The sequence below is a fragment of the Variovorax sp. Varisp41 genome (genome assembly GCF_047325085.1).
In the GTDB taxonomy this organism is placed as follows: domain Bacteria; phylum Pseudomonadota; class Gammaproteobacteria; order Burkholderiales; family Burkholderiaceae_C; genus Variovorax.
Genome location: NZ_CP168540.1, coordinates 3,732,629 through 3,759,342 on the forward strand (window position 1 = coordinate 3,732,629; position 26,714 = coordinate 3,759,342).

Here is a 26,714-nt window from a genome sequence, read left to right on the forward strand (position 1 = left end):
ACGCGACGGCGCGCCGTGTATTCCTCGCGCTCAGGCCGTGCCGTCGAGCCGCCGTTCGCTGGGCCGCGCGAAATAGAACCACTCGGTGTCCGGCAGCGCGAGCGCATTGGGGAACACGATGCAGCCGTCGTCGGGCGCGGTCACGGGCGTGCCGTCGTGCCGCGTGCCGATGAGCTCGCCGCGGCGCACGGGATCGAAGGTGGCCCAGTCGCGCGCGAAGCGGTCGTCGGCATGCAGCCGGTCGGTCACGCTGGCCAGGCGCAGCAGGCGCGGCGGCACGTCGGGCCCGGCCGACAGGCCCGGCGGCAGCGCCGCCATGCCCAGCAGCGCCAAGGTGCGGCGGATCGCGCGCCAGGCCACCTCGGGCGCCTGCGGATCCTGGTGCTGGCCGCATTCGAGCGTGACGCCGTAGCCGCCGCAGCCGCGGATGTATTCGTTGGTGCCGCGGCCGAAGTCGATGGCGGCCTCGTCGACCGCGGCGCCGCGCTGCGCGAGGCCGGCGGCATAGATGTCGAGCCAGCCCTCGACCACGATCGGCGTGCCCAGGTGCAGCGCCAGCCGGCCTTCCTCGGCGGCGCGCGCGAAGGGCTCGAGGGTGCCGGTGTTGTCGCGCGGGCCGATCATCGCGAAGGCCTCGCCCGCGCTCTGGAACGAATGCAGGTCGAGCAGCACCTCGTGGCGCGCGATCACGGGCGCCAGCACGTTGGTCACGCGGGCCTCGTAGTCGGCCGGCTCGGCCGCGGGCTTGAACAGCCGGTTGAGGTTGCGCTCGCCCTCGCGCTGCAACCGCCGGCGCGCCAGCGGATTGGCCACCGGCACCAGCGTGGGCTCGCCGCGCAAGAGCGCGAGCTCGCCCGCCGCGAATTCGGCCAGCACCCGCTCGATGCCGGCGGTGCCGCTGGTCTCGTCGCCATGCACGCCGCCCATCACGAGCAGCCGGGGACCGGGGTTCAGGGAGGCGAAGGCGTGGAGACGGATGCTGTCGTGCGCGACGGCGTCGAAGGGAGAGGAAGCCATGCGGGGATTATGGGGAGGCGCCATGACGGGCGCAAAGATGCTCCTCTTTTCATAGCGTCGATCCTCGCGGCAACGTGGAAAGCAGAAGCCTACAGCGGCCCCCTGGACTGTCCTACCAGGTGCCCGCGGGTGGCCGCGCAAGCTGGATGTCGATCAACGACCGAAGGGATTCTCCATGGCCAAGGACAACACCGCGCCCCGCAAGCAGCCCGCCGATCCGCAGCAGGATGCGGGCGGTGGCAAGACCAAGGTCGAACAGGGCGGCGAGTCGTCGCCGCGGCTGCCGCACGAGCACGACCAGTCCTCGGACAGCCAGCAGACCCGCGACGGCAAGCCGACCGAACGTGGCCGCCGCGCGCATGACGACGTGGAACGCGGCCTGGTCGACACCGACCAGGGGCTGCGCGCCGACAAGGTCGGCGAGCAGTCCAGGCGCTGAGTCGAAGGCCCGCGGCCGCTCAGGCGGCGGCCACGCCCGCGAGCTGCGTGCGCATCTGCGAGATCACGGCGCCGTAGTCCTTGGCGTTGAAGATCGCGCTGCCGGCCACGAAGGTGTCGGCGCCGGCCGAGGCCACGCGCGCGATGTTGTCGGCCTTGATGCCGCCGTCGACCTCGAGGCGGATGTCGCGCCCGCTCTGCTCGATGCGCTTGCGCGCCTGCTCGATCTTGCGCAGCGCCGAGTCGATGAAGCTCTGGCCGCCGAAGCCGGGGTTGACGCTCATGATCAGGATCAGGTCGATGTCGTCGATGACCCAGTCGAGCACCTCGAGCCCGCGCGCCGGGTTGAACACCACCCCCGGCTTGCAGCCGGCCGCGCGGATCGCCTGGATGCTGCGGTGCACGTGCGGCGTGGCGTCGGGATGAAAGCTGATGTAGTCGGCCCCGGCCTGCGCGAACGAGGCCGCGAGCGCGTCGACCGGCTGCACCATCAGGTGCACGTCGATCGGCACCGGCGTGCCGTCGGCCGTCTTGGCATGCGGCTTGAGCGCCTGGCAGATCATCGGACCGAAGGTCAGGTTCGGCACGTAGTGGTTGTCCATCACGTCGAAATGGATCCAGTCCGCGCCCGCGGCGATCACGTCCGAGAGCTCTTGGCCGAGCTGGGCGAAGTCGGCGGAAAGGATGGAGGGGGCGATGCGGAAGGTCATGGGCGGCGATTGTCGCAGCCGGCCAAAGGCGCAGCGGAGCTCCCGGACTTCTACGCCTGCCAGGGATCGACGAGCGCGACGCCGGTGCCGGCATAACCAGCCGCGTCGCGCGAGACCACCGCGAGGCCGTGCTGCGCGGCGGTGGCGGCGATGATCAGGTCGGGCTGCGAGAAGGTGCGCCCGGCCTTGCGGCCCTGCTCGACCATCAGCCGCCACTTGAACATCACGTCCTCGCTGACCGGCAGCACGCGGTAGCCGAACAGCGGCCGCAGCTGCAGTTGCAGCCAGTCGTTGAGCTGGGCGCGCTTGTGGATGTCGGCCACCAGTTCGATGCCGAAGCGGATTTCGGCGAAGGTGACGGCGCTGACGAACAGGCTTTCCAGCGGCTGTGCCGCGACGAAGGCGACCACCCGGGGCTCGGGGCGCGGGCGCCGCAGCTCGGACAGCACGTTGGTGTCGAGCAGGAAGCCGCTCACGGCATCACAGCTCGACGCTGCGCACCGGCGAGGCTTCGGAGGCGCCGACCGACAGCTCGATGTCCCGATGGGGCGACGCCTGCAGCATGTCGACCAGGGCCTGGCCCGTGCGCGCGCCCTGCAGGCGCTGGAACTCCTCGGCCGCGATCACCACGACCTCGTCGCGCCCGTGGACCGTGACGTGCTGCGGCCCCTCGCTGTGGACGCGGCGCACCAGTTCGCTGAAGCGCGCCTTGGCGTCCTGCAGCGGCCAATGGCCTGGAAGAGAAATTCTGGTCATACCGACCAGATTATCCCTTCTTCGCCATTTCCGCAAGAAAGCCGGCCCGGCACCGGGAAGCTCCCCCCGCGCCAAAAACCAGCAGTTACCATCGCGCGCATGTCACACAGCCCCCTTTCCATCGAGGTCGAGCCGCGCTACCTCGCCGACCAGTCCTCGCCGAAGGAAGGCATCTACACCTTCGCCTACACCATCACGATCACCAACACCGGCTCCACCGGTGCCCAGGTGATCGCGCGGCACTGGCTGATCAACGACGCCTCGGGGCATGCGCAGGAGGTCAAGGGCCTGGGCGTGATCGGCCAGCAGCCGCTGCTGGCGCCGGGCGAGAGCTTCCGCTACACCAGCGGCTGCCGGCTGCAGGCCGCGAGCGGCACCATGCATGGCAGCTACCTCGTGGTGACCGAGGACGGCGAGCGCTTCGACGTGCCGATCCCGATGTTCGTGCTCGAGGCCGACGTCGGCGGCGCGCCGGTCTCGCGCGTGCTGCACTAGCCCCCGCCCGGGCACCCGCACGGACACCTTCCCGCTGCGGCATCGCCCTCCTCTTCTCCCTTTTCGATCCCTCTTCCCATGGCTGCCGCTTCGCGCGACCTGCAGGGGCTGCTCGCCGGCCTCGATCCTTCCGCCGACGTGGCTCGGCGCCACATCTGGCTCATCGACCTGTTCGACTGGCTGCGCGGCGACCGTGCCTCGCCGCAGGCGGCCATGGGCCGCGTGCTGCTGCTGCTCGACGCCATCGAGGCGCGGCCCGAGCTGCGCGAGCGCGTGCGCGCCTGGTGGCGCGCCTTCACGCGCGACGTCGACCTGTCGACGCTCCTGGCGGACTACGGCTTCGCGCCGCGCACCGCCTTCCTCAGCGAATTCAACGAGCGGCTGCGCCGCAAGATCCTGCCGGGCACGCCCGAGACCACCGATGCCTCGGAGCTGTTCCGCATGGTGCTGCCGGGCGTCTTCGACGCGCGCTGGATCGCGCTGCTCGAAGCCTCGCAGCTGGTGCGCATCGGCGCGCTGCTGACCGATGAAACGAGCGACGACGGCGCCACCGTGCCGCGCTGGCGCGCCACGCTGATGGACGCGATCACCTACTGCGCGAGCCAGCTGGTGGCCGCGGGCTTCTCGTCCGAGCTGCGGCTGCGCATGCGCAGCACCGAGGAGAGCCGCCCCTTCCATGCGCTGATGGCCGAGCTCGACGAGCTGCGCGAGCGGCTGTTCGACGACCGGCCGCGCGACGAGGCCGCGGTGCAGGCCGCCTTCGTCGCGTTCCGCGACCGGCTCGATGCCTGCCGCGCGAGCGCCGCCTCGGTCTACGAGCACCTCGAGGACAACGGCATCTCGGTCGGCCTGGTGTTCCGCGTGCGCCAGATGCGCGAGCGGGTGCTGCGCATCCGCGAGCTGCTCGACGGCCTGATGTCGCCCACGCCCGCGGTCAGCATCGCGCGGCTGGTGGCCCGGCTGGTGCAGGCCGGCAGCGAGCGCAACAGCATCCGCGCGCTGATCGCCTCGAACTCCTCGATGCTCGCGGCCAAGGTCACGGAGCGCAGCGCCGAGACCGGCGAGCACTACATCACGCGCGACCGCGCGAGCTACCGGCAGATGGTGCGCAAGGCCGCCGGCGGCGGCGCGCTGACCTCGCTCACGGTGCTCGCGAAGTTCGGCATCTACGCGCTGGGCCTGTCGGCCTTCTGGAGCGGCCTGGGCTCGGGCGTGATGTACGCCGCCAGCTTCGTCGCGATCCAGCTGCTGCACCTCACGCTCGCCACCAAGCAGCCGGCCATGACGGCACCGGCGCTGGCCGCGCGGCTGCGCGGGATCCGCGCCGACAGCGGCCTCGACGAATTCGTCGACGAGGTCGCCAACCTGGTGCGCTCGCAGGTGGCGGCGGTGCTGGGCAACGTGCTGGTGGTGGTGCCGGCGGTGGCCGCGCTCGCCATCGCCTGGCAGCTGGCGCTGCAGCGGCCGCTGCTCGATGCCGCGCACGCGGGCGCGGTGCTGGGCTCGCTGTCGCTCGCGGGCCCCACGGTGCTGTTCGCGGCCTTCACGGGGGTGCTGCTGTTCGCCTCCAGCCTGATCGCGGGCTGGGCAGAAAACGCCTTTGTCCTGCACAGGCTGGACTCCGCCATGCGGTACAACCCCCGCATCGGCGCCGTCCTGGGTGCCGCCCGGGCCCGCCGATGGGCCGACTTCATGCGCACCCATATCTCCGGCTTCGCCGCCAACATTTCGCTAGGCCTGATGCTCGGACTGCTGCCCGCGGTCGCGGGCTTCTTCGGGCTCGGCCTCGACGTGCGCCACGTGACGCTGTCGGCCGGCCAGATCGGCGCGGCCGCGGTGTCGCTCGGCCTGCCGGCACTGCAGCAGCCGCTGCTGTGGTGGGCGGTGGCGGCGATCCCGGCGATCGGTGCGCTCAACGTGAGCGTGAGCTTCTATTTCGCCTTCCGGCTGGCGCTGCGCGCGCACAGCGTGAGCCTCGCCGACCGCGCCCGCATCCGCGGCGCGCTGCGCGAGCGCTGGCGCAGCCGGCCCACGAGCTTTTTCCTACCCGCATGAACCTGACGAGTCTCACCGCCGACCTGATGGGCTTCTGGTCCGAATGGGCCCGCCCCTCGGCCGGCCTTCCCACCGTGCTGTGGTCGCTGCTGCTGGCAGCGGCCGCCGCCTCCGGCCACCTGGTGCGCCGCTACATGGGCATGCCCAAGGTGGTCGGCTATTCGATCGTGGGCACCATCGTCGGCTTCGCCGGCTTCGAGGGCGCGATCTGGCCGCTGCGCGGCATCAGCCTGTTCCTGCTCGAGCTCGGCGTGGCCGTGGTGCTGTTCGAGGCCGGCGGCCGCTTGCCGCTGCGCTGGTTCCGCCACAACCCGATGGTGCTGGTGCAGAGCCTGCTCGAAGCCACGCTGACCTACTTCGGCGTGTTCTGGGTGCTGCGCCTGCTGGGCCTGCCCGACCCGGTGGCCAACCCGCTCGCGCTGATGGCGATCGTCGCCTCGCCGGCGGTGCTCAGCCGCGTGATCATGGACACCCGCGCCGCCGGCCCGGTGACCGAGCGCGCGATGACGCTGGCCACGCTCAACACCTTCTACGCGCTCGCGCTCGGCTATGCGCAGGCCGGGCTGATCGAGCGCGCGCCGCAGACCGTGCTGCAGAAGCTCTACCCGATCGCGGTGGTGCTGGGCCTGTCCTTCGTGGTCGGCGCGCTGATGGCGCTGGCGCTGCGCGCCGCGCTGCGCGTGATGAGCCCGACCAGCGAGAACACCTCGCTGCTGCTGCTCGCGCTGATCGCCGCCGGCGCCGCCGTCACCGCGCACATCGGCGGCTCCGCGCCGCTGGCCGCGCTGATCGGCGGCGTGCTGCTCAAGACCCTGAACCCCAAGCCCTGGGCCTGGCAGCGCCAGCTCGGCACCGCGGCCTCGCTGCTCACCATGCTGATGTTCGTGCTGGTGTCGATCGTCGCGGCGCAGGCCGACTGGACGCTGCCCGTGGCCAGCGTGGTGCTGGCGCTGATCGCCGTGCGCATGGTCGCCAAGATCGCCGGCGTGGCGATCGCCAATCCCGGCAGCGGCGCGAGCTGGAAGCAGGCCTTCTGGGTCGGCTGCGCGATGTCGCCGCTGTCCTCGATCGCGCTCCTGATCGCCTCCAATTTCGCCACCGCCTCGCCCTTGCTCGGCACCATGATCACCCAGGTCGCGCTGCCCTCGATCCTGCTGATGGAGCTGCTGGGCGCCGTGCTTGCCACCGTCGCGATCCACGCGGTGGGCGAGAGCTCGGTGCCCTGGGCGCCCGAGGCCTTCAGCAGCACCGCCGAGGACACGCAGCGATGAGCAGCAACACGACCCCCACCCCGACCGCCGCGATCGACCCCGACAGCGACGACGTGCGCTCGGCGCCGCTGCCGGCCGATCCCGCGAGCCGCGCCGTCAAGCTCGAGCCCTTCAACAAGTCGGAGGCGCTGTCGCTCGGCGTCGAGCTCGAGCTGCAGCTCGTGAACACGCACGACTACGACCTCGCGCCGTATGCGGAAGACATGCTGCGCCTCATGGCGCAGACGCCGCTGCCCGGCAGCGTGGTGCCCGAGATGACCTCGAGCATGATCGAGATCTCGACCGGCATCTGCCATTCGGCGCAGGACGTGATCGCGCAGCTCACGCCGATCCGCGACGCGCTGATCAAGAACGCCGACAAGCTCAACATCGCGGTGGTGGGCGGCGGCACGCATGCGTTCCAGCAATGGCACGAGCGGCGCATCTACGACAAGCCGCGCTTTCGCGAGCTGTCGGAGCTCTACGGCTACCTGAGCAAGCAGTTCACCATCTTCGGCCAGCACGTGCACATCGGCTGCCCCGATGCCGACTCGGCGCTCCTGATGCTGCACCGCATGTCGCGCTACATCCCGCACTTCATCGCGCTGTCGGCCTCCTCGCCCTTCGTGCAGGGGCAGGACACGCAGTTCGACTCGGCGCGGCTGAACTCGGTGTTCGCCTTCCCGCTGTCGGGCCGCGCGCCCTTCACCACGAGCTGGAAGGAATTCGAGGCCTACTTCGAGCGCATGACCCGCACCGGCGTCGTGCGCAGCATGAAGGACTTCTACTGGGACATCCGGCCCAAGCCCGAGTTCGGCACCATCGAGATCCGCGTCTTCGACACCCCGCTGACCGTGGCGCGCGCCGCCGCGCTCGCGGGCTACGTGCAGTCGCTGGCCGCCTGGTTCCTGCAGGAGCAGCCCTTCGAACCCAGCGAGGACGACTACCTGGTCTACACCTACAACCGCTTCCAGGCCTGCCGCTTCGGCCTCGACGCGGTCTACGTCGACCCCGCCAGCGGCCAGCACATGCCGCTGCGCGACCACATCCTGATGACCATGACCCAGCTCGAATGGCACAGCGAGGCGCTCAACGCCACCCAGGCGCTGGGCGAGCTGCGCACCAGCGTCGAGACCAACCGCAACGACGCGCGCTGGCTGCGCGAGCGGCAGGGGCGCGAGCGCCTGCTGGCGGAGGTGGTGCGGCAGGCGTCGCTGCGCTTTCGCGGGGCGGCGTAAGAGGCGGACAGCCGAACGCATGCATTTATGCTCGGCGCATGGGTGAATTCGACCTGATCCAACGCTATTTCCAACGCCCCGCCCTCCGTTCCCCGCTGGGCGTGGGCGACGACTGCGCGCTGCTCGCGCCCGCGCCGGGCATGCAGCTCGCGGTCTCCTCGGACATGCTGGTCGAGGGCCGGCACTTCCTCTCGACCGTCGATCCGGCGCGGCTCGGCCACAAGGCGCTGGCGGTCAACCTCAGCGATCTGGCGGCCTGCGGCGCGAAGCCGCTGGCCTTCACGCTCGCGCTGGCGCTGCCGGGCGTGGACGAAGGCTGGCTCGAGGGCTTCTCGCGCGGCCTGTTCGCGCTGGCCGACGAGCACGGCTGCGAGCTGGTGGGCGGCGACACCACGCGCGGCCCGCTCAACCTCTGCATCACCGTATTCGGCGAGGTGCCGGCCGGCGCGGCGCTGCTGCGCTCGGGCGCGCGCGCGGGCGACGAGCTGTGGATCAGCGGCACGCTCGGCGATGCGCGGCTGGCGCTCGAGAACTTCCGCGGCACGCTGTCGCTGCCGGGCCCGCTGTTCGAGCGCACGCGCGCACGCATGGAGCAGCCCGCGCCGCGCGTGGCGCTGGGCCAGGCGCTGCGCGGCATCGCGAGCGCGGCGGCCGACGTGAGCGACGGCCTCGCGGGCGACCTCGGCCACATCCTGCGCGCGAGCCGCGTGGGCGCGACGCTCGACGTGGACGCCGCGATGCACTGCATCGCGGCCGTGGCCGACGGTTCGGCCGCCGCCGCGGGGCTGGAACGCGACACGCTGCGCGCGATGGCGATCTCGGGCGGCGACGACTACGAGCTGGTGTTCACCGCGCCGGCCTCGGCGCGCGCGGCGGTGGAACAGGCCGGCCGCGACAGCGCGACGCCGGTCACGCGCATCGGGCGCATCGATGGCGAGAGCGGGCTGCGCTTCGTCGATGCCGCGGGCACGCCGGTGGCGCAGCGCTTCGGCTCCTTCGATCACTTCGCCTGAACGCCAGTCCTCCTCACAGCGTGCGCTTGAGCACGTCGAGGAACTGGCGCGCCGCCTCCGACAGCGTGTGGCCGCGCTTGGTGACCACCGAGATGTCGCGCGAGACGCGCGGCGCGCTCAGCAGCTTGATGACCAGCGAGGGATCGCCCGCCGCGCGCGCGAAGGCCGAGGGCATGATCGACGGCCCCATGCCGCAGGCGGTCATCCACAGCGCGGTCGAGAGAAAGGACACCTCGTGCGCGACCTCGAGCGCCACGCCCGCATCGCTGGCGGTGCCGTCGATCAAGGGCCGCACGCCATAGCCGGGCCGCACCGTGATCACCGGGTGGCGGCCGAGGTCGGTCCAGCGCACCACGCGCGCCTGCGCCAGCGGATGGTCGTCGCGGCACACCAGCGCGAGATGGTCGCGCAGCAGGCGCTGCGTCTCGACCTCGGCGCCGGGCCGCTCGGGCGTGCCGATGCCGAAGTCCACGTGCTCGCCGAGGATGCGCGCGATGAACTGGTCGGGCGCGCAGTCGCTGACCACCACGCGCACCTTGGGATGCTGCCGCTGGAACTCTCCGATCGCCTCGGGCAGCAGGAAGGAGGCCAGGGTCGGCGTGATCGCGATCGAGACGCGGCCGCGCTCGAGCGTGGCGAGGTCGCGAAAGCCGGAAGCGAGCGCATCGACGTCGCGCAGGATGCGTTCGGCCGCCGGCAGCATCTCCTGCGCGGCGGCCGTGGGCTTGAGCGAGCGCGTGGTGCGGTCGAACAGCCGCGTGCCCAATCCGTCCTCGAGCTGGCGCAGCAGCATGCTCACGGCCGACTGCGTGACGAACAGCCGCTGCGCCGCGGCGCTGAGCTGCCGCAGCTGGTAGACGGCGAGGAAGGCGCGCAGCTGGCGGATCGTAGGACTGAAGTTCGCTTTCATCAGGAAACATGATATTTGGTTCTGAATTTCTTGATTTACGAATGAATGCGCCCATCGTTCAATCGGGCGCCAGAACACGGATGCACATTCAAGGAGTACCGATGACCGCAACGATCGCCCGCGGCGCGATGCAACCGCCGCGCAGGCAATTGCTGCTGGCCGCGGCCGCCGCGCTGTGCGGCGGACCCGCTTTCGCGCAGGCGCCCGCGGCGGGCGCCTTTCCCGACAAGCCGATCCGCGTGGTCGTGACCTTCCCGCCCGGCGGCAGCGCCGACGCGGTGGTGCGCATGCTGGTGCCGCGGCTCAACGAGAAGCTGGGCCAGCCGGTGGTGGTCGACAACCGGCCCGGCGCGGGCGGCAACGTCGGGCTCACGCTGGTGGCCAAGGCACCGGGCGACGGCTACACGCTGGGCGTGGGCGCGGCGGGCGCGCTCGCGGCCAACGCGAGCCTCTATGCGCAGATGCCCTTCGATCCGCTCAAGGACTTCAAGCCCGTGGGCATGCTGGCCGCGATCCCGTTCGTGATCGTGGGCCATCCCTCGGTCGCGGCGCGCACCCAGCGCGAGCTGATCGCGCTCGCGAAGTCGCAGCCCGGCGGGCTGTCGATCGGCCATGGCGGCAACGGCACGGCGATGCACCTGTCGGCCGCGCTGTTCGCGCAGATGGCCGAGGTCAGGCTGGTCGAGGTGCCCTACCGCGGCTCGGGCCCGGCCGCGCTCGACGCGCTCGCGGGACAGGTCCCGCTCGCGGTGGTCGACCTGCCCTCGGCGCTGCAGCAGATCAAGGCCGGCAAGCTGGTCGCCTTCGCGGTCACCAGTCCCGCGCGGCTGCCGATGCTGCCCGAGGTGCCGACGGTGGCCGAGGCCGGCCTGCCCGGCTACGACTCGACCGGCTGGTTCGGCGTGGTGGCGCCGGCGGCCACGCCGGCGCCGGTGGTCGCGCGGCTCAACGCCGAGATCAACGCGGCGCTCGGCGACGAACAGATCAAGGCCGCGATGCGCAACCTGGGCGTGGAACCCGCGCCGGGGTCGAGCGAGGCCTTCGATGCCTACATCCGCGCGGAGACCCGCAAGTGGGCGCAGGTGATCCGCACCGCCAACATCAAGCTCGAATAGACCCCGTGCGCATGAAGAACGACCTCGATCTCCAGGCCGACGTGCTGATCGTCGGCGCCGGCCCGGTGGGCCTCTCGCTCGCGATGGACCTGGCCTCGCGCGGCGTCAGCACGATCGTGTGCGAGACGCGCGCCTTCGCCGAGCCGCCGAACGTGAAATGCAACCATGTGGCGTCGCGCACCATGGAGCAGTTCCGCCGCCTGGGCGTGGCGCAGAAGCTGCGCGACGCGGGCCTGCCGGCCGACCACCCGAACGACGTGGTGTTCCGCACCAGCGTGACCGGCACCGAGCTCGCGCGCATCCCCATTCCCTGCCGGCGCGATCGCTACACCGAGACCGAGGGACCCGACGCCTGGTGGCCCACGCCCGAGCCGCCGCACCGCATCAACCAGATCTACCTCGAGCCGATCCTGCTGCGCCACACGGCCGCGCTGCCGGGCGTGACCCTGCTCAACCGCACGCAGGTGGCGGGCTTCGTGCAGGACGCCGAGGGCGTGACGGCGATCGCCACCGACCTCGACAGCGGCGTGACGCGCAGCCTGCGCGGGCGCTACATGGTGGGGTGCGACGGCGGCAGCTCGGCGGTGCGCAAGCAGATGGGGGCGAAGCTCAAGGGCACGGCGGTGATCCAGCGCGTGCAGTCGACCTGCATCCGCGCGCCCGGCCTGCGCGCGCTGATCCCGGGCAAGCCCGCGTGGTCCTACTACGCGATGAACCCGCGCCGTTGCGGCACCATGTTCGCCATCGACGGCCACGAGACCTGGCTGGTCCACAACCACCTCAATGCCGAGGAGCCCGAGTTCGATTCGGTGGACCGCGACCGCTCGCTGCGCGAGATCCTCGGCGTCGGCTCCGACTTCGAGTACGAGATCCTCAGCAAGGAGGACTGGGTCGGCCGCCGGCTGGTGGCCGACCGCTTCCGCAACGGCCGCGTGTTCCTCGCGGGCGACGCCGCCCACCTGTGGGTGCCCTACGCGGGCTACGGCATGAACGCCGGCATCGCCGACGCGCTCAACCTCTCGTGGCTGCTCGCGGCCAGCGTGCAGGGCTGGGCCGACGAGGGCATCCTCGACGCCTACGAGGCCGAGCGGCTGCCGATCACCGAGCAGGTCTCGCAGTTCGCGATGGACCATGCGCAGAAGATGATCCGCGCGCGCCGCGCGGTGCCCCCGAACATCGAGGCGCCCGGCCCCGAGGGCGACGCGCTGCGCGCCGACATCGGGCAGGAGGCCTACGAGCTCAACGTGCAGCAGTTCTGCTGCGCGGGCCTGAACTTCGGCTACTTCTACACCGGCTCGCCGATCATCGTGCCCGACGGCGAGCACGTGCCGCCGGCCTATTCGATGGGCGCCTTCACGGCCTCGACCGTGCCGGGCTGCCGCGCGCCGCACTTCTGGCTGGCCGACGGCCGCTCGCTGTACGACGCCTTCGGCCCGGGCTACACGCTGCTGCGCTTCGACCGCAGCGCCGACGTGCGCGCGCTGGAACGCGCGGCCGACACCTACCGCATGCCGCTCACGGTGCTCGACATCGACGCCGCCGTGGTGCCGCCGGCCTACGCGCACCGGCTGGTGCTGTGCCGCGCCGACCAGCACGTGGCCTGGCGCGGCGCCTACATCCCGGCCGACGTCTATGCGCTGGTGGCGCGGCTGCGCGGCGAGCCGCAGCGCGAGCGCGCGACCAAGCGCGCGCTGCCCTGGGAAGGCGTGCTGGCCTAGGAATCAGCGCGCGTGGCCGACACCACGCGCCGCGCCAGCAGCACCACCAGCGCCGGCGCGATCGCGAAGCTCGCGAACAGCCACACGGCCGCCGAGCGCGCGCCCTCGACGCCGCCCGGCTGCGTGAGCCCGGCCGCGTTCGCCACCAGCCCGGCCACCGCGGCGCCGACCGCCATGCCGTAGAGCTGCACCGTGGTGATCGAGGCCGAGGCCAGGCCCTCCTCGCCGGCCGGCGCGCGCGACATCACGCGCGTCAGCAGGTGCGGCCAGCCGATGCCCACGCCCAGCCCCACGGCCGCCAGCGCGAGCGCGACGGCCAGCGTCTCGAGCCCGGCCGGCAGATGCCCCGGCGCGGGCAGTAGCACGGCCAGCGTCGCCAGGCCCAGCGTGCAAACCACCGGGCCGGCGCGCAGCATGCGGTCGGCCCCCGCGCCGCTGCGCCCCGACGACAGCAGCGAGCCCACGCTCCAGCCGCCGGCCATCGCGGCCGTGAGGTAGCCGGCCGCAAGCGGCGTGTGGCCGTGCAGCAGCTGCAGGAAATAGGGCACGAAGATCTCGGTGGTGGTGCCGATCAGCAGCAGCGCCACGCTGGCGTAGATCGCGCCCAGCGGCGCGGCGATCGAATAGGCGCCCGTGGGCAGCAGCCGCACGGCCGAGGCGCGGTCGACGCGCGTGGCGGCGATGCCGAGCGCCAGCCCCAGCGCGACGCCCGCGGCCTGCGCCGGCAACGAGGCGCCGAACTCGCTGGCCGCGATCACCAACACCGAGGCCAGCAGCAGCGCGATCTGCGGCAGCGCGATGCGCGGCGCGCTGGCGGGGCGCTCGTGGCGCACGCCGGCCGCGGGGCGCAGCTGCAGCGTCACCAGCAGCGCCTGCGCGGCCGCCACCGGCAGCAGGGTCCAGAAGGCCCAGCGCCAGTGGCCGCCCTGCGCGAACAGCCCGCCCACCGCCGGCCCGCACAGCGTGGCCACGCCCCACATGCCCGACACCAGCGCCACCGCGCGCGGCCACAGCCGCGGCGCGAACACCAGCTGGATCAGGCCGTAGCTCAGCGCCGCCAGCAGCCCGCCGCCCAGGCCCTGCACCGTGCGGCCGGCCAGCATCCACGGCATGGCCGGCGCGAGCGCACAGCCGATGGAGCCGGCGCTGAACACCGCCAGCGCCGCGAGGCAGGCGCCGCGCGGGCCCAGCACCGCGAGCAGGCGCACCGACAGCGCCGCGCCGAGGATCGAGCCGAGCACGAACAGCGTGGTGCTCCAGGCGTACCAGTCCAGCCCGCCGATCTCGCGCACCACCGAGGGCAGCACGGTGGTCACGATGTGGACGTTGACCGCATGCAGCGCGACGCCGCCGGTCAGCGCGAGCGCGCGCCAGCCGTTGCGGCCGCTGAAGAGTTCGCCCCAGCCGGCGGTGGCCGGCGGGTCGGCGCGGGAGCGGTCGAGGGAGGGAGAGGAGGAAGAGGCCATGATGGAAGCGGCGGCCCGATGGCGCAGCGCCCGGACCCGGATCTGGAAGGTGCCCGGATACTAGGCCCGCGCCCTGAATTAAACAAGCAATTGCTTTGATAAATAAAAACGAAGGCGGCGCCCGCCGCGGCAAGATGCGCGACACTCCCGGCTGATGCACGCCGCCGTTCCCGTCTCCGATCCCGCCCGTCCGATGCCCACTTCCGGCGCCATGCCCCCGCCCTCCATCCGCCGCCCGAGCGCGCGCTTCCTGTTCTCGCATCCCGCGCACTTCATCGGGCTGGGCCTGGGTTCCGGCCTGTCGCGCTTCGCGCCCGGCACCGTGGGCACGCTGTGGGCCTGGGCCGCGTTCTCGGTGATGCAGCACTGGCTGTCGCCGGCCGCCATCGGCTGGATCATCGGGGTCTCGCTGCCGCTGGGCTGGTGGGCCTGCACGCTGACGGCGCGCGACATGAACCTGGCCGACCCCGGCGCGGTGGTGTGGGACGAGGTGGTCGCGTTCTGGATCGTGCTGTGGCTGGTGACGCCGGCCGGCCTGTGGGCGCAGACCGTCGCCTTCGCCCTGTTCCGCTTCTTCGATGCCGCCAAGCCGGGCCCCGTGGCCTGGGCCGACGGCCTGTTCAAGCCGCGCGATGCCGCGCCGGTGCGCTGGTGGCACGCCGGCTTCGGCATCATGCTCGACGACCTGGTGGCGGCCTTCTGCGCGCTGCTGGTGATCGCGCTCTGGCGCGCCTGGTGAGACCCCGACCCATGGAATCCTCCTTCCCGCCCCCTTCGTCGCAGGACCTCGACACGCCCGAGCTGGTGGAGGCCCTGGCCGGCCTGCTGCTGAAGAAGGGCTGGCTGCTGGCCACCGCCGAGAGCTGCACCGGCGGCCTGATCGGCGCCGCCTGCACCGAGCTCGCGGGCTCCAGCGCCTGGTTCGAGCGCGGCTTCGTGACCTACTCCAACGCGGCCAAGACCGAGCTGCTGGGCGTGGACGCCGCGCTGGTCGAGGCGCACGGCGCGGTCAGCGAGCCGGTGGCGCGCGCGATGGCGCTGGGCGCGATCGCGCATTCGGCGCCGGCGCGCGTCGCGGTGGCGGTCACCGGCATCGCCGGCCCCACCGGCGGCACGCCCGACAAGCCGGTCGGCACCGTGTGGTTCGGCTGGTCGGTCGACGGCCAGGTGCGCACCGAGCGGCGCCGCTTCGACGGCGACCGCGCCACGGTGCGCGCGGCCACGGTGCGGCATGCGCTGCACACGCTGGTGCAACTGCTCGAAGCCCCGAGCGCGACCTGATCAGGCCAGCGCGAACTCGCCCAGCGGCCGGCGCGGCGCGGGCGGCACCAGCGCCATCGGATAGCCGATCCGGCACAGCAGCTGCAGCGTGCGGCCGCGCGCGTCGCGCGGCGGCGGCAGGCCCAGCAGCATCTCGTGCGCCGCCGCGTGGTGCGCCGCCATTTCCGCGAACTCCTCGAGCGGCTGGCTCATCGGGTGCATGCCCAGCCCGAGGTCGGTGGCGCGCAGCTGCTGGCGCAGGTAGGCGCGGCCGGCGTTGAGCTGGTCGGTGCGGCTGTTGCCCGCGCTGCTGATCCAGGCGAAGCCCATGGCCGTGCCGGCCTGGTCGGCGTAGAGCGCCAGCGTGCGCTCGAAGGCACGGCTGCCCTCGCGCGCGGGCACCTCGCGGTCGAAGCGGCCCAGTGCCACGGCCAGCCGCAGCGCGGGATCGTTGAGCGAGAAGCCGTCGCGGTGCGCGAGGATCTCCTCGGGGCCCACGCGCAGCAGCCGCAGGTTCTCGCGCGCGGTGTTCGGCGTGGCGATCTCCACCCGTGCCGCGGCCAGGCAGAGCCGGCGCAGCGGCAGCACGCGGCCCATCTCGACCGTGCCGTCGGCGCGCAGCGCGCTGCCGTTGGGCACCGCCGCGAGCACGCCCTGCAGCAGCTCGGCCGAGACCGGCCGCGCGGTGTCGAAGCGCTGCTTCGGCGTGCGCCGGCGCAGCACCTGGGAAAACAGCGGATCGGGCGTGCCGCCGCTCGACAGCCGCAGCCGCGCCACCGGCAGGTGGCCCCACTGCCGCGGGTCGGCGGGCAGCTCTCCCTGGGGCCACAGCTGCACGCTGGCCGCCACGCCCTGCTGGGCCAGCGCCATCACCAGCAGCTCGAGGAAAGCGCCCTGGCCGATCACCGCCTGGCGCCCGAACGGGTCGGTCTCGGGCAGCAGGCGCTCGCGGTCGCAGTACAGGACGATCGCATCGGGCTCGCGCAGGTCCACACGCCAGGGCTGCCGGTTGTAGGCCGAGGGCGCGGTCACCGCATAGGCGAGCGCGCGCCGGCGCACGTCGGGCTCGTCGCCCGGACCGTTCCAGATCTCGAGGGCCGCGGCCGGCATGTCGTCGTGCAGCCACCAGGTGGCCAGTGCCGCGGCGCCCGCGGCCAGCACCACACCGCCTCCCAGCAGCCGGACAAAGTTTCTTCGCTCGTCCATGCCGGGAATTATCGGAAGGCGAAACTCAGATCACAATTAGACAACCATTGACAACAGATATTCAGAATTGAATACCCCATGCGGCGCGGCACCGACCTCGATTTCGACTGGCGGCTGATCCGCTCCTTCCTCGCGGCGCTCGACAGCGGCAGCCTGCTGGCCGCCTCGCGCCTGCTGAACGCGAGCCAGCCGACGCTGGGGCGGCACATCGCCGAGCTCGAATCGCAGCTCGGCGTGGTGCTGTTCGAGCGCACCGGCCAGGGGCTGCAGCCCACGGCCATGGCCACGCAGCTGGCCGAATCGGCGCGCGTGATGGAGAACGGCGCGCTCGCGCTGTCGCGCAGCGTGGCCGGCGCCAACGCCGCCACCGCGGGCACGGTGCGGCTGTCGGCCAGCCAGGCGACGGCGCGCCACCTGCTGCCGGCGATCCTGGCGCGCATGCGGCTGGAGCTGCCCGAGATCCAGGTCGAGCTGGTGGCCAGCAACGAGGTCAGCAACCTGCTGCGGCGCGAGGCCGACATCGCGCTGCGCATGACCCGGCCCGAGACCGCGAGCCTGGTGGCGCGGCGCGTGGGCCGCTTCGCGCTCGGCGCCTTCGCGCAGCGCGACTACCTGCGCCGGCGCGGCACGCCGCGCCACTGGACCGACCTGCTGCGGCACGACCTGCTGGGCTACGACCGCGACGAGAGCATCCTGCGCAGCTCGGCCGAGCTCGGCGCGCCGCTGCAGCGCGAGGACTTCTGCTTCCGCACCGACGACGTCAGCGTCTACTGGGAGGCGCTGCGCCACGGCATGGGCATCGGCTTCGTGGCCGAATCGCTGGCGCGCAGCGACCCCGAGGTGGTGCGCGTGCTGCCCGCGCTCAAGCTGCCCGCGCTGCCGGTGTGGCTGGCGGTGCACCGCGAGGTCCGCACCGACCGGCGCATCCGCGCGGTCTATGATTTCCTGGTGCGCGCCCTTCCGGCCGCGCTCTGACCTTCTTCCCCCACCACCGCGCTCCCGGCGCCCGAGGCCCCATGACAGCCACCACCAACGCGCAGACCATCGAGCGCTTCTACGGCGCGTTCGCCCAGCTCGACGCCGCCACCATGGAAGCCTGCTACGCACCCGACGCGGTGTTCGACGACGAGGCCTTCTCGCTGCGCGGGCGGCGCGAGATCGGCGGCATGTGGCGCATGCTGTGCGAGGCCACGAAGGCCAAGGGCGCCGACGTCTGGCGCCTGCGCCATCGCGACGTGCGCGCCGACGAGCGCGGCGGCAGCGCCCACTGGGACGCCCACTACCGCTTCAGCGCCACCGGTCGCCTGGTCGACAACAGCATCGACGCGCGCTTCGGCTTCACGCCCGAGGGCCTGATCGCCACCCACCGCGACAGCTTCCCGTTCTGGACCTGGTCGCGCCAGGCGCTGGGCACGCCGGGGCTGCTGCTGGGCTGGTCGCCCATGCTGCGCAAGAAGGTGCGCGCCACCGCCGCCGCCAACCTCGCCAGGTACCTCGCGAGCCGACCCGCCTGAACACGACCATTGCAAGGACAACCATGAGCACCGACGACAACGCCCCGATCCTCTCGAACAACGAGGCCGAGCACCGCTACGAGGCCCGCATCGGCGGCGAGCTCGCCGCGCTGGCCGAATACAACCTGCTGACCGACGCGATCATGTTCACCCACACCGAGGTGATGCCCGCGCACGAGGGCAAGGGCCTGGGCTCGAAGATCGCGAAGCACGTGCTCGACGAAGCCCGCGCGCGCGGCCTGCACGTGATCCCGGTGTGCCAGTTCATCGCGGGCTACATCCGCAAGCACCGCGAGTACGCCGACCTGGTGCGGCCGGACATCCAGCGCGCGTTCAAGATCTAGCAGCGCGCTCGCCGTCAGGCGCCGGCAGCCAGGCGAAGGCCGCGATGCCCGCCAGCAGCAGCACGGCGATGGTGGCCAGCACGGCCGTGAGCGGATCGCCGCCGTGCGCCACCGCCACCGAGGCGGCGACGCCCGTGCCCCACTGCATCAGCGCCACGCCCATGAACATCGCCATGGTGAAGACCGCCATCGCGCGCCCCGTGAGCGCCGCCGGGTAGGCGCCGCGCACGTCGGCGTACTGCCAGACGATGAAGCCCGAGAGCAGGCCGATCAGCAGCATGCCGGCGATGTCGAGCCAGGCCGAGTGCACGAAGGCGATCAGCGCGAACAGGCCCGTGTAGGCCAGCGCCCAGAGCACGATGCGGCGGCGCCGCGCGGCGGGATCGGTGCTGTCGAGCCGGCCGAACAGCGGCGCGCCGACCAGCGAGATCACCGACACCGCGAGCGCGACGTTGCCGCTCTGCACCAGCGAGAAGCCGTGCCGCTCGATCATCAGCGGCCCGAGCCAGAGCCCGCGCAGCGAGATGAAGGCGGCGTAGGTCACGCCGCCCAGCACCACGATGCCCAACGTGTGGCGCAGCATCAGCAGCGCGCCGAACTGGCGGATCGCCTCGGGCACCGACTCGCGCCGCGCCGGCACGGCCGCCGCGGGTTCGCGCACCCAGTGCCAGATCGCGAGCCAGGCCAGCGCGGCCGCCAGCGCCAGCAGCACGAAGCCGGCGCGCCAGGAATGCGCCTGCACCAGCCAGGCAAGCGGCGTGCCCGTGACCAGCATGCCCAGGCCGCCGATCGCCAGCACCAGCCCCGAGACGGTGGCGAAGCGCTCGGCCGGGAAGTGGCGCGCGATGAACACGGTGCAGACCAGGAAGGCCGGCGCGCAGCCCACGCCGATCAGCGCCTGGGCCAGCACCAGCACCAGGTAGTTCGAGGACAGGGCCGACAGCAACGCGCCCGCGATCGCGACCGGGAAGGCCACCAGCACGGTGCGCCGCACGCCGTGCAGGTCGATGCCGATGCCCATGAACAGCTGCATCGCGCCGAAGGCGAAATGGAAGGCGCCCGAGAAGATGCCCAGCGCCTGGGGCGACAGGCCGAACTCGGCCTGCAGCGGGCTGGCCATGATGGCGCCGACGGTGCGGAAGGCCTGGCTCAGCGCCACGCCCGCGCACAGCGCGAGCACCATGGCCCAGGCCGCGCGCGCGTTCAGCGCCGCGGCCGGTGGTGAAGCGGTACTGGCGCCCTCAGCCGGCACCGTGGCACTTCTTGTACTTCTTGCCGCTGCCGCAGGGGCAGGGGTCGTTGCGGCCGGGCGCGGCTTCCTTGCGGAGGGTCTCGACCTTGGGGCCCAGGCTCTTCCAGAGCTGGCGCAGGTCGTACACGGCCCAGATGGCGGCGCCGAAGTCGTCCAGGCGCTGCTGGCTCACGCTGGGCGGGCCGTTCTCGTCGTACATCGAGAGCACCGGCTTGGCCTTGTCGTCCTCGGTCAGCACGACGATGTTCTCGAGCGCGTCGTCGAGCATCCGGGCCGCCTCCTTGTCGCGCGGCGGGGTCCAGTCCTCGGGCCAGTTCTCGACCGCGTACATGAAGCCCAGCGCCCAGATCTGGGCGAACGAGGGCAGGGCCTCGCCGTCCATCTCGGCGCGCTCCTCGGGCGGCAGCATGGCGATGGCGCCACGGGTGTCGAGCACCTCGGGCTGCCAGCTGCGCTCGTCCTCGAGCGTCTCGACGTCGGCATCGAGACCGGTCTCGATCTCGCGCCAGCGGCGCTTCCAGTGCCAGACGAATTCCATCTGCTGGGCCGGCACGAAGCCATCGCCCAGTAGCACGGGCCAGTACTCCGAGGGCTCGATGACGCGGCGGGTACAAATCAGCGCCGCCATGAAGCCCTCGCAGAACTCCCATTGGGGGATTTCCTCGTCGTGCTCGCGCATCGCGTCGAGCGCCCGGTCGAGGGCGTCGAAGTCGTCGGGACCGAGGGGTTGCAGGTCGGTGGCGGGGGCCGGGCTGGTGCCGGCGGAGTCGGGTGGGGAGGTCGTCATGGCAAGTTCGAAGCAGCCCTCTATGATGCAGCAGGCTTCGGCAGACCCCCAACAACCATGCCCACGATCACTCCATTCCCGGTCCGCTACACCGCCTTCGCCCTGTGCGTGGCCGGTTTCGCGGCCAGCCTGGCCTTCGTCCTGGCCTCCCCCCATCTCTGGTTCGCCTGGATCGCGCTGGTGGTGTTCGCGGTGCTCGCTGGCACCGGCGTGCACGACCTGCGGCAGGCCCGCCACGCGATCCTGCGCAACTACCCGGTGATCGGGCACCTGCGTTTCCTGCTCGAATTCATCCGGCCCGAGATCCGCCAGTACTTCATCGAGAGCGATGCCGAGGCCGCGCCCTTCTCGCGCGCCCAGCGCTCGCTGGTCTACCAGCGCGCCAAGGGCGAGCCCGACAACCGGCCCTTCGGCACCCAGCTCAACGTGACCATCGCGGGCTACGAGTGGATCAACCACTCGATGCAGCCGACCAAGCTGGCCGGCCACGACTTCCGCATCGTGATCGGCGGCACGCCGCAGCCGGCCGACGCCAACCCGGCCCAGGTCTGCACGCAGCCCTATAGCGCCAGCGTGTTCAACATCTCGGCCATGAGCTTCGGCGCGCTCTCGGCCAACGCCATCCTCGCGCTCAACCAGGGCGCCAAGAGCGGCGGCTTCGCGCACGACACCGGCGAGGGCTCGATCTCGCAGCACCACCGGGTGCACGGCGGCGACCTGATCTGGGAGATCGGCTCGGGCTACTTCGGCTGCCGCAACGAGGACGGCACCTTCAGCGAGGAACGCTTCATCGCCAATGCGCGCGACCCGCAGGTGAAGATGATCGAGATCAAGCTGAGCCAGGGCGCCAAGCCCGGCCACGGCGGCGTGCTGCCGGCGCCCAAGGTCACGCCCGAGATCGCGGCCGCGCGCGGCGTGCCGATCGGCGTGGACTGCATCTCGCCGTCCTCGCACAGCGCCTTCTCCACGCCGACCGAGATGATGCATTTCGTGGCCCGGCTGCGCGAGCTCTCGGGCGGCAAGCCCACGGGCTTCAAGTTCTGCCTCGGCCATCCCTGGGAATGGTTCGGCATCGTCAAGGCGATGCAGGCCACCGGCATCACGCCCGACTTCATCGTGGTCGACGGCGCCGAGGGCGGCACCGGCGCGGCGCCGGTCGAGTTCAGCGACCACGTGGGCGCGCCGCTGCAGGAAGGGCTGCTGCTGGTGCACAACACGCTGCTGGGCGTGAACCTGCGCCACCGCATCAAGCTGGGCTGCGCCGGCAAGGTCATCACCGCCTTCGACCTGGCGCGCATGATGGCGCTGGGCGCCGACTGGTGCAACGCGGGGCGCGGCTTCATGATGGCCCTGGGCTGCATCCAGGCGCAGAGCTGCCACACCGGCCACTGCCCGACCGGCGTGACCACGCAGGACCCGGTACGCCAGCAGGCGCTGGTGGTGCCGACCAAGGCCGAGCGGGTGCGCAACTTCCACCACAGCACGCTGCATGCGCTCAAGGAACTGGTGCAGGCCGCCGGCCTCGACCATCCGCAGCAGATCACGGCCCACCACATCGTGCGCCGGATCTCCGACACCGAGGTGCGCCTCTTGAGCAACCTGGTGATGCAGGTGCAGCCGGGCGCGCTGCTGGGCCCGCTCGACGCGCAGCACAACGTGTTCCGCACCTACTGGCCGCTGGCCAGCGCCGACAGCTTCCAGCCCCTGACGCAGGGGGTCCAGGGCACGCAGGAGGCGCTCGCCACGGCGCCCCAGGGGCTCGCACTGGCCGCATGAATCCGCTGCGACGTGGCGGCGCCGGCGCGCGCCTTTCGATGCGCAAGGGCGTGGCCTCGGGCCCGGCCCCGCTGGACGCGATCCCCTCCGCGCCCGCGCCGGGCGACTACGCGGCCTTCCTGCGCGCCACCCTGCCGCGCCAGGCCAGGAACGTGGCCAGCCACCGCTTCGGCGACGAGCGCGTGTGGCTCAAGAAGGCCGGCCCGCGCCACGGCAAGTGGGGCTACCGGGTGATGGCCGCGGTCGCGCGCATGGCGGGGCTGGACATCATCAAGCCGGTGCCCAATCCCGGCGGCGAGGCCGCCATCGCGACCGAGGCGCGCCGGCTGCGCCAGCTGGCCGCGGCCGGCCTGCGCGTGCCGCGGGTGCTGGCCGAACAGGCCGACGGCCTCTTGATCTCCGACCTGGGCGCCAGCGGGCGCGGCACCGTGGTGCTGCAGGAACGGCTCGACCAGGCCGCGGCCGCCGGCCCGGCCGCGCTGCTCGCGGTCTGGCGCGAGGGGCTGGCGGCAATCGCCACCGTGCATGCGCACGGCCAGCACCTGAGCCAGGCCTTCGACCGCAACCTGGTGCAGTGCCCCGACGGCGTGATCGGCTACATCGATTTCGAGGACGACCCCTCGGAGGTGATGACGCTGGCCGAATGCCAGGCGCGCGACTGGCTCAGCTACCTGCATTCCACGGCCATGATGCTCGAGGCCGCCGCGCCCGATGCCGCCGGCCAGCACTGGCATGCGGCGCTGGCCGAGGTGAACGCCGACGTGCGCGAGCGCATCGCGAACGCGGCGCGGCGCATGAAGTGGGCGCAGAAGCTGCCCGCGAGCCGCCGCTGGGGCCGCGACACGCAGCGCGTGCGCGCGGTGGCGCGGCTGCTCGGGCGCTGGCACCTGCCGCCGGCGCGCTGAGGCTCGTCAGCGCGGCGTCCAGCGCATCGCGGCCAGCAGGTTGGCGTGGTCGTCGCTCCAGGGCGCGGCCGCGGACGCCTCGATGGGCTCGCCGTGCTCGCGCATCGCCGCGCCCTCGATGAAGCCCGCGTCGCGCGACAGCAGCACGTACTCCGAGGTGTGCTCGAGCGCGGGACTGTCGGCATCGGGCACGTGGTGCACGCGCCGCGCCTGCAGCCCGGCCGTGTCGGCCAGCCGGCGCACCACCGGCGCCAGCGCCAGGTGGCGGTTGCTGATGTGGAAGGCCACGACGCCGCCGGGCGCGAGGTGCCTGGCATAGAGCGCGAGCGCCTCGCGCGTCATCAGGTGCATCGGGATCGAGTCGCCCGAGAAGGCGTCGACCACGATCACGTCGAAGCCCTGCGGCCCGCGCGCCTCGAGCTCCCGCTGCAGCAGCAGCCGCGCGTCGCCCTGCGCGATCTCGATGGTGGCAGGCGAATCGGCGAGGTAGCTGAAGTGCGAGCGCGCGACCGCCATCACGAGCGGGTTGATCTCGTAGAAGCGGTAGGTGTCGCCGGGCCGGCCGTAGGCCGCGAGCGTGCCCACGCCGAGGCCGATCACCGCCACCCGCTGCGGCTGCGTGCCGCGCGCCGCGATCGCCAGCCCGGCGCCCGAGCCCGGCCCGTAGTAGGTGCTCGGCAGCCTGCGCGCCACCGCGCCCAGGCGCTGCTCGCCGTGCGAGATCACGCCGTGCATCAGCCGCCGCGAGGCGGTGGGCGAATCGGTGGCGCCGAACTGCTCGACGCGCAGCGCGCCGTAGAAGTTGCGCACGCGCAGCGCGGTGCGCCCGTCGGTCTCGCGCAGGTTCGACAGCGTGAACCAGGCGACCGCGGCTGCCGCGAAGGCGCCCATCAGGCCCGCGCCCGCCGACCAGGAGCGCGCGCGCCGCGCGGTGTAGGCCACGGCCACGAGCGCCAGCGCCGCCACCATGGCGTGGTACACGCCGCTGGAGACCGCGACCGAGGCCAGCCGCAGCCAGGCCGCGAAGCCCGCGACCACGCCGAAGGCGAACCATGGCCACGGGCCGCGCTGCTGGCCGCGCGTGAGCCACAGCATCAGCAGCCCCGGCAGCGCGAGGCACAGCGGCAGTTCCCAGTAGCCGTCGAACAGGTGCGGCGCGGCCACGCCCGCGAACAGGCCGCCGATCGCGCCGCCGAGCGCCACCATCAGGTAGAAGCGCGTGAGCCGCTCGGGCGCGGGCTTCGCGCGCGCGAGCTCGCCGTGGGCGAACATGCAGACCGCGAACAGGCCCAGCGCGTAGAGCCCCACCGCGGCGGCGATCGGCAGCGCGCGCTGCGCGGTGGTCGGATACCAGCCCATCACCGGCACCAGCAGCAGCACCGCGGGCCAGAACACGGCGCGCCGGTACCAGCGCTCGCTGTCGAAGCACAGCACGAACGACAGCAGGTACAGCGCGAGCGGCAGGATCCACAGCAGCGGCACCGAGGCGATGTCCTGCGTGATGAAGGCCGAGACCGCGAGCAGCGCCACCGTGCCGAGCGCCGACAGCAGCAGCCACAGCAGCTGGTCGCGCCAGCCGGGCGGCGCGGCCGGACGCGCGGCGGGCGCGGCCGCGGGCGCCTCGCCCGCGCACCGCTGCCAGCGCGCCACCGCCCACAGCGAGCCCAGGGCCAGCAGCGCGAACAGCACGAAGCCGGCCGACCAGGCCAGCGCCTGGGTGCGCAGCGCGAACACCGGCTCGATCGCGAACGGATAGGCCACCAGCGCCGCGAGCGCGGCCAGGTTCGACAGCGCGAACAGCCGGTACACGCGCGCGCGCCGCTGCGCATCGTGCGCATGCAGCCGCGCCACCCAGCTCTGCACCAGCGGGCCGGTGGTGCACACCGCGAGATAGGGCAGCCCCACCGTCGCGGCCAGCACGGCGAGCACGCCGAGCGAGGGGTCGCCCTGCCCGTCGGGGCGCCATGCCGCGCCCGGGATCACCGGCAGCGTGGCGCAGGCCGCGAGCAGCAGCAGCGCATGCACCGCCGCCTGCGTGCGCAGCGGCCGCCGCGCGAGCCGCTCGGCATAGAAGTAGCCGGCCAGCAGCAACAGCTGGAAGAACACCAGGCACAGCGTCCAGACCGCGGCCGAGCCGCCGAACCACGGCAGGATCTGGCGCCCCACCATCGGCTGCACCAGGAACAGCAGGAAGGCCGACACGAAGATGGTGGCGGCGCACAGGCCGGCCGCGCGCGCGGACGAGACCGGCACGCTCATCCGCCGCCGCCCGTGCTGCCGTCCGGGCTCGGCACGTTGTCGAGCTGGCCCTTGACCGAGGCGTCCCAGATCGCCGGGCAGAAGGCGTTGCCGTCGCCGACCTTGTCGGCCAGCGCGTCGAGGCCGCGTGCCGCCAGCTGAGTGGCCCACTCGGTGCTGTTGTTGCGGATGAAGGCGCTGACGTTGGTGATCGCGTCGCCGGGCGCCTCCAGCACGTTGGTGCCGGTGTTCTGGCTCCAGGCCGGGTCCCACTGGATGCCGATCGTGCGGTCGGCCTGCGGGCCGAAGGCATAGAACGGATGCCAGTAGATCGGCGACTCCATGCCCACCACGCCCTCGGCCGTGAGCGGGATCTTGCCGTTGGCGATGTAGTAGGCCTCGAGCTGGGTGAAGCGGAAGTCGCCCGCGGGCGCGGTCGCGCGGTCGGGCGACAGCAGCTTGAACCAGGCCTCGGCCACGAACTGGTAGCCCTGCAGCGCCTTGAGGATGATGCGGTTGGCCACCGGGATGCCGAGCCGGTAGCCGTAGTGCACCTTCAGGTGCAGCACGCTGGTCTCGCCCAGCGTCTTGTTCGAGGCGGTGCCGCGCAGCTCGGCGTCGGGCGGCGTCGGGTCGTTGATGCCGGCCGCCGTGCCCATGGCCTTGGCCTTGTAGTCGTAGGGCAGCGGCTTGCGGTAGCGCAGGGTGTCGTTCGGTATCTGCACGATCCAGCGGTGCTCGCCGAAGTTCTCGATGAAGGCCCAGTCGACGAAGGTGGTCTGCGTCGGGTTCAGGTACTCGATGCAGGCCGACTCGATCAGGTCCTTGTTGGTCGCCACCCAGCCCGAGAGCATGCCGCCCACGCTCGACTCGCGCACCTGCAGCGGCATCATCCCCTTCACCAGGCCCTGCCACACGCTGCCGCGCGTGAGCGCGTTGGTCAGCGTGGTGAGCGCAGCGCTGTTGACGGTGCCCACGCCCGGCATGGTCGAGTTGCCGATGCGGAAGATGAAGGGCAGCGGCATGCCGTTGTTCAGCGAACCGGCGCGCGCGGCCTCGTGCGCCGCGTACTCGAGCGTGAGCTTGGCGCGGTAGATCAGGCCGAACTGGACCACGCTGGTCACGAACAGGATCAGCACCGGCAGCGCGATCAGGGTCTCGACCATCGAGACGCCGCGCGCGGGGCGGCGGCGCGTTGCATACGGCGAACGGGTTCGGTGTCGCATGGCTTTCATCTCCTTGTCGTGGTTC

26 protein-coding genes are annotated in these 26,714 nt (G+C 72.2%); 15 read left to right on the forward strand and 11 right to left on the reverse strand.

What is annotated here, in order from left to right:
• Positions 1–30 precede the first annotated feature (30 nt).
• Positions 31–1,017 carry a succinylglutamate desuccinylase/aspartoacylase family protein gene (locus ACEN9J_RS17165; protein WP_413761609.1) on the reverse strand — a complete coding sequence of 329 codons (987 nt, stop codon included), beginning with the start codon at positions 1,015–1,017 and terminating at the stop codon, positions 31–33.
• Between the two features lie 175 nt (positions 1,018–1,192).
• Between ACEN9J_RS17165 and ACEN9J_RS17170 the strand changes: the two genes are divergently transcribed.
• Positions 1,193–1,456: a hypothetical protein gene (locus ACEN9J_RS17170; RefSeq protein WP_261209155.1), complete on the forward strand. Its 264-nt coding sequence runs from the start codon at positions 1,193–1,195 to the stop codon at positions 1,454–1,456.
• 19 nt (positions 1,457–1,475) lie between these two features.
• Here ACEN9J_RS17170 and rpe read toward each other — a convergent pair whose 3' ends face one another.
• Genes rpe through ACEN9J_RS17185 form a run of 3 tightly spaced genes read right to left on the reverse strand, consistent with a single transcriptional unit; the run spans position 1,476 to position 2,921 of the window.
• Entirely contained in the window at positions 1,476–2,165 is a 690-nt protein-coding gene (gene rpe / locus ACEN9J_RS17175) for a ribulose-phosphate 3-epimerase (RefSeq protein WP_057593315.1), read from the reverse strand.
• Positions 2,166–2,215: 50 nt separating this feature from the next.
• Positions 2,216–2,641, reverse strand: a complete 426-nt coding sequence (locus ACEN9J_RS17180) for a type II toxin-antitoxin system VapC family toxin (protein WP_413761610.1) — start codon at positions 2,639–2,641, stop codon at positions 2,216–2,218.
• A gap of 4 nt (positions 2,642–2,645) precedes the next feature.
• The gene (locus ACEN9J_RS17185) at positions 2,646–2,921 is read right to left on the reverse strand and encodes a type II toxin-antitoxin system Phd/YefM family antitoxin (RefSeq protein WP_057593318.1); all 276 of its coding nucleotides are present in this window, start codon (positions 2,919–2,921) and stop codon (positions 2,646–2,648) included.
• Between the two features lie 99 nt (positions 2,922–3,020).
• Here ACEN9J_RS17185 and apaG point away from each other — a divergent pair, with 99 nt between their 5' ends.
• The 5 genes from apaG to thiL all read left to right on the forward strand — a co-directional run bounded on the left by apaG (position 3,021) and on the right by thiL (position 8,972).
• Positions 3,021–3,416, forward strand: a complete 396-nt coding sequence (apaG, locus tag ACEN9J_RS17190; RefSeq protein WP_261209182.1) for a Co2+/Mg2+ efflux protein ApaG — start codon at positions 3,021–3,023, stop codon at positions 3,414–3,416.
• A gap of 78 nt (positions 3,417–3,494) precedes the next feature.
• On the forward strand, positions 3,495–5,471 hold the full coding sequence (locus tag ACEN9J_RS17195) for a site-specific recombinase (protein WP_413761611.1): 1,977 nt from the start codon (positions 3,495–3,497) through the stop codon (positions 5,469–5,471).
• Positions 5,468–6,742, forward strand: a complete 1,275-nt coding sequence (locus tag ACEN9J_RS17200) for a cation:proton antiporter (protein WP_413761612.1) — start codon at positions 5,468–5,470, stop codon at positions 6,740–6,742. The genes ACEN9J_RS17195 and ACEN9J_RS17200 overlap by 4 nt, the downstream gene beginning before the upstream one ends.
• A complete protein-coding gene (locus tag ACEN9J_RS17205; protein ID WP_261209187.1) occupies positions 6,739–7,959 on the forward strand; it encodes a YbdK family carboxylate-amine ligase in 1,221 nt (406 codons plus the stop codon). Before ACEN9J_RS17200 ends, ACEN9J_RS17205 begins: the two co-directional genes overlap by 4 nt.
• Before the next feature lie 38 nt (positions 7,960–7,997).
• Positions 7,998–8,972, forward strand: a complete 975-nt coding sequence (gene thiL, locus ACEN9J_RS17210) for a thiamine-phosphate kinase (RefSeq protein WP_413761613.1) — start codon at positions 7,998–8,000, stop codon at positions 8,970–8,972.
• A 13-nt stretch (positions 8,973–8,985) separates the two neighbouring features.
• On the opposite strand, the gene ACEN9J_RS17215 is transcribed toward thiL, so the two are convergent.
• Positions 8,986–9,882, reverse strand: a complete 897-nt coding sequence (locus tag ACEN9J_RS17215; RefSeq protein WP_057593327.1) for a LysR family transcriptional regulator — start codon at positions 9,880–9,882, stop codon at positions 8,986–8,988.
• Positions 9,883–9,983: 101 nt separating this feature from the next.
• Here ACEN9J_RS17215 and ACEN9J_RS17220 point away from each other — a divergent pair, with 101 nt between their 5' ends.
• Together ACEN9J_RS17220 and ACEN9J_RS17225 are read left to right on the forward strand one after the other, a co-directional pair.
• A complete protein-coding gene (locus ACEN9J_RS17220; protein ID WP_057593328.1) occupies positions 9,984–10,997 on the forward strand; it encodes a Bug family tripartite tricarboxylate transporter substrate binding protein in 1,014 nt (337 codons plus the stop codon).
• A gap of 11 nt (positions 10,998–11,008) precedes the next feature.
• The gene (locus ACEN9J_RS17225) at positions 11,009–12,715 is read left to right on the forward strand and encodes an FAD-dependent oxidoreductase (RefSeq protein ID WP_413761614.1); all 1,707 of its coding nucleotides are present in this window, start codon (positions 11,009–11,011) and stop codon (positions 12,713–12,715) included.
• On the opposite strand, the gene ACEN9J_RS17230 is transcribed toward ACEN9J_RS17225, so the two are convergent.
• The gene (locus ACEN9J_RS17230; protein WP_413761615.1) at positions 12,712–14,181 is read right to left on the reverse strand and encodes an MFS transporter; all 1,470 of its coding nucleotides are present in this window, start codon (positions 14,179–14,181) and stop codon (positions 12,712–12,714) included. The genes ACEN9J_RS17225 and ACEN9J_RS17230 overlap by 4 nt on opposite strands.
• A 211-nt stretch (positions 14,182–14,392) precedes the next feature.
• On the opposite strand from ACEN9J_RS17230, the gene ACEN9J_RS17235 reads away from it, so the two are divergent.
• Together ACEN9J_RS17235 and ACEN9J_RS17240 are read left to right on the forward strand one after the other, a co-directional pair.
• A complete protein-coding gene (locus ACEN9J_RS17235; RefSeq protein WP_057595781.1) occupies positions 14,393–14,920 on the forward strand; it encodes a phosphatidylglycerophosphatase A in 528 nt (175 codons plus the stop codon).
• 11 nt (positions 14,921–14,931) lie between these two features.
• Positions 14,932–15,462 carry a CinA family protein gene (locus ACEN9J_RS17240; protein WP_261209208.1) on the forward strand — a complete coding sequence of 177 codons (531 nt, stop codon included), beginning with the start codon at positions 14,932–14,934 and terminating at the stop codon, positions 15,460–15,462.
• Here ACEN9J_RS17240 and ACEN9J_RS17245 read toward each other — a convergent pair whose 3' ends face one another.
• Positions 15,463–16,647, reverse strand: a complete 1,185-nt coding sequence (locus ACEN9J_RS17245; protein WP_057595777.1) for an Acg family FMN-binding oxidoreductase — start codon at positions 16,645–16,647, stop codon at positions 15,463–15,465.
• Between the two features lie 78 nt (positions 16,648–16,725).
• Here ACEN9J_RS17245 and ACEN9J_RS17250 point away from each other — a divergent pair, with 78 nt between their 5' ends.
• Genes ACEN9J_RS17250 through ACEN9J_RS17260 form a run of 3 tightly spaced genes read left to right on the forward strand, consistent with a single transcriptional unit; the run spans position 16,726 to position 18,505 of the window.
• Positions 16,726–17,622: a LysR family transcriptional regulator gene (locus ACEN9J_RS17250; RefSeq protein ID WP_413761616.1), complete on the forward strand. Its 897-nt coding sequence runs from the start codon at positions 16,726–16,728 to the stop codon at positions 17,620–17,622.
• A gap of 41 nt (positions 17,623–17,663) precedes the next feature.
• Positions 17,664–18,161 (forward strand): nuclear transport factor 2 family protein, encoded by a 498-nt coding sequence (locus ACEN9J_RS17255; RefSeq protein WP_057595775.1) that lies wholly within the window; start codon positions 17,664–17,666, stop codon positions 18,159–18,161.
• Positions 18,162–18,184: 23 nt separating this feature from the next.
• Positions 18,185–18,505: a GNAT family N-acetyltransferase gene (locus tag ACEN9J_RS17260; RefSeq protein ID WP_057595774.1), complete on the forward strand. Its 321-nt coding sequence runs from the start codon at positions 18,185–18,187 to the stop codon at positions 18,503–18,505.
• Here ACEN9J_RS17260 and ACEN9J_RS17265 read toward each other — a convergent pair.
• Together ACEN9J_RS17265 and ACEN9J_RS17270 are read right to left on the reverse strand one after the other, a co-directional pair.
• Positions 18,495–19,688, reverse strand: coding sequence for an MFS transporter (locus tag ACEN9J_RS17265; RefSeq protein ID WP_296735511.1), 1,194 nt, complete (start codon positions 19,686–19,688; stop codon positions 18,495–18,497). The two genes, ACEN9J_RS17260 and ACEN9J_RS17265, sit on opposite strands and share 11 nt — an antisense overlap.
• Positions 19,689–19,746: 58 nt before the next feature.
• Positions 19,747–20,544 carry a UPF0149 family protein gene (locus ACEN9J_RS17270; protein WP_413761617.1) on the reverse strand — a complete coding sequence of 266 codons (798 nt, stop codon included), beginning with the start codon at positions 20,542–20,544 and terminating at the stop codon, positions 19,747–19,749.
• Positions 20,545–20,601: 57 nt separating this feature from the next.
• On the opposite strand from ACEN9J_RS17270, the gene ACEN9J_RS17275 reads away from it, so the two are divergent.
• Positions 20,602–22,320, forward strand: a complete 1,719-nt coding sequence (locus ACEN9J_RS17275) for an FMN-binding glutamate synthase family protein (RefSeq protein ID WP_413761618.1) — start codon at positions 20,602–20,604, stop codon at positions 22,318–22,320.
• Complete coding sequence (locus tag ACEN9J_RS17280; RefSeq protein WP_057595770.1) at positions 22,317–23,225, forward strand: hypothetical protein; 909 nt, start codon at positions 22,317–22,319, stop codon at positions 23,223–23,225. Before ACEN9J_RS17275 ends, ACEN9J_RS17280 begins: the two co-directional genes overlap by 4 nt.
• A gap of 6 nt (positions 23,226–23,231) precedes the next feature.
• Here ACEN9J_RS17280 and ACEN9J_RS17285 read toward each other — a convergent pair whose 3' ends face one another.
• Both ACEN9J_RS17285 and ACEN9J_RS17290 read right to left on the reverse strand, forming a co-directional pair.
• The gene (locus ACEN9J_RS17285; RefSeq protein WP_413761619.1) at positions 23,232–25,484 is read right to left on the reverse strand and encodes a spermidine synthase; all 2,253 of its coding nucleotides are present in this window, start codon (positions 25,482–25,484) and stop codon (positions 23,232–23,234) included.
• On the reverse strand, positions 25,481–26,689 hold the full coding sequence (locus ACEN9J_RS17290) for a TadE/TadG family type IV pilus assembly protein (RefSeq protein WP_413761620.1): 1,209 nt from the start codon (positions 26,687–26,689) through the stop codon (positions 25,481–25,483). Before ACEN9J_RS17290 ends, ACEN9J_RS17285 begins: the two co-directional genes overlap by 4 nt.
• Between the last annotated feature and the right edge of the window lie 25 nt (positions 26,690–26,714).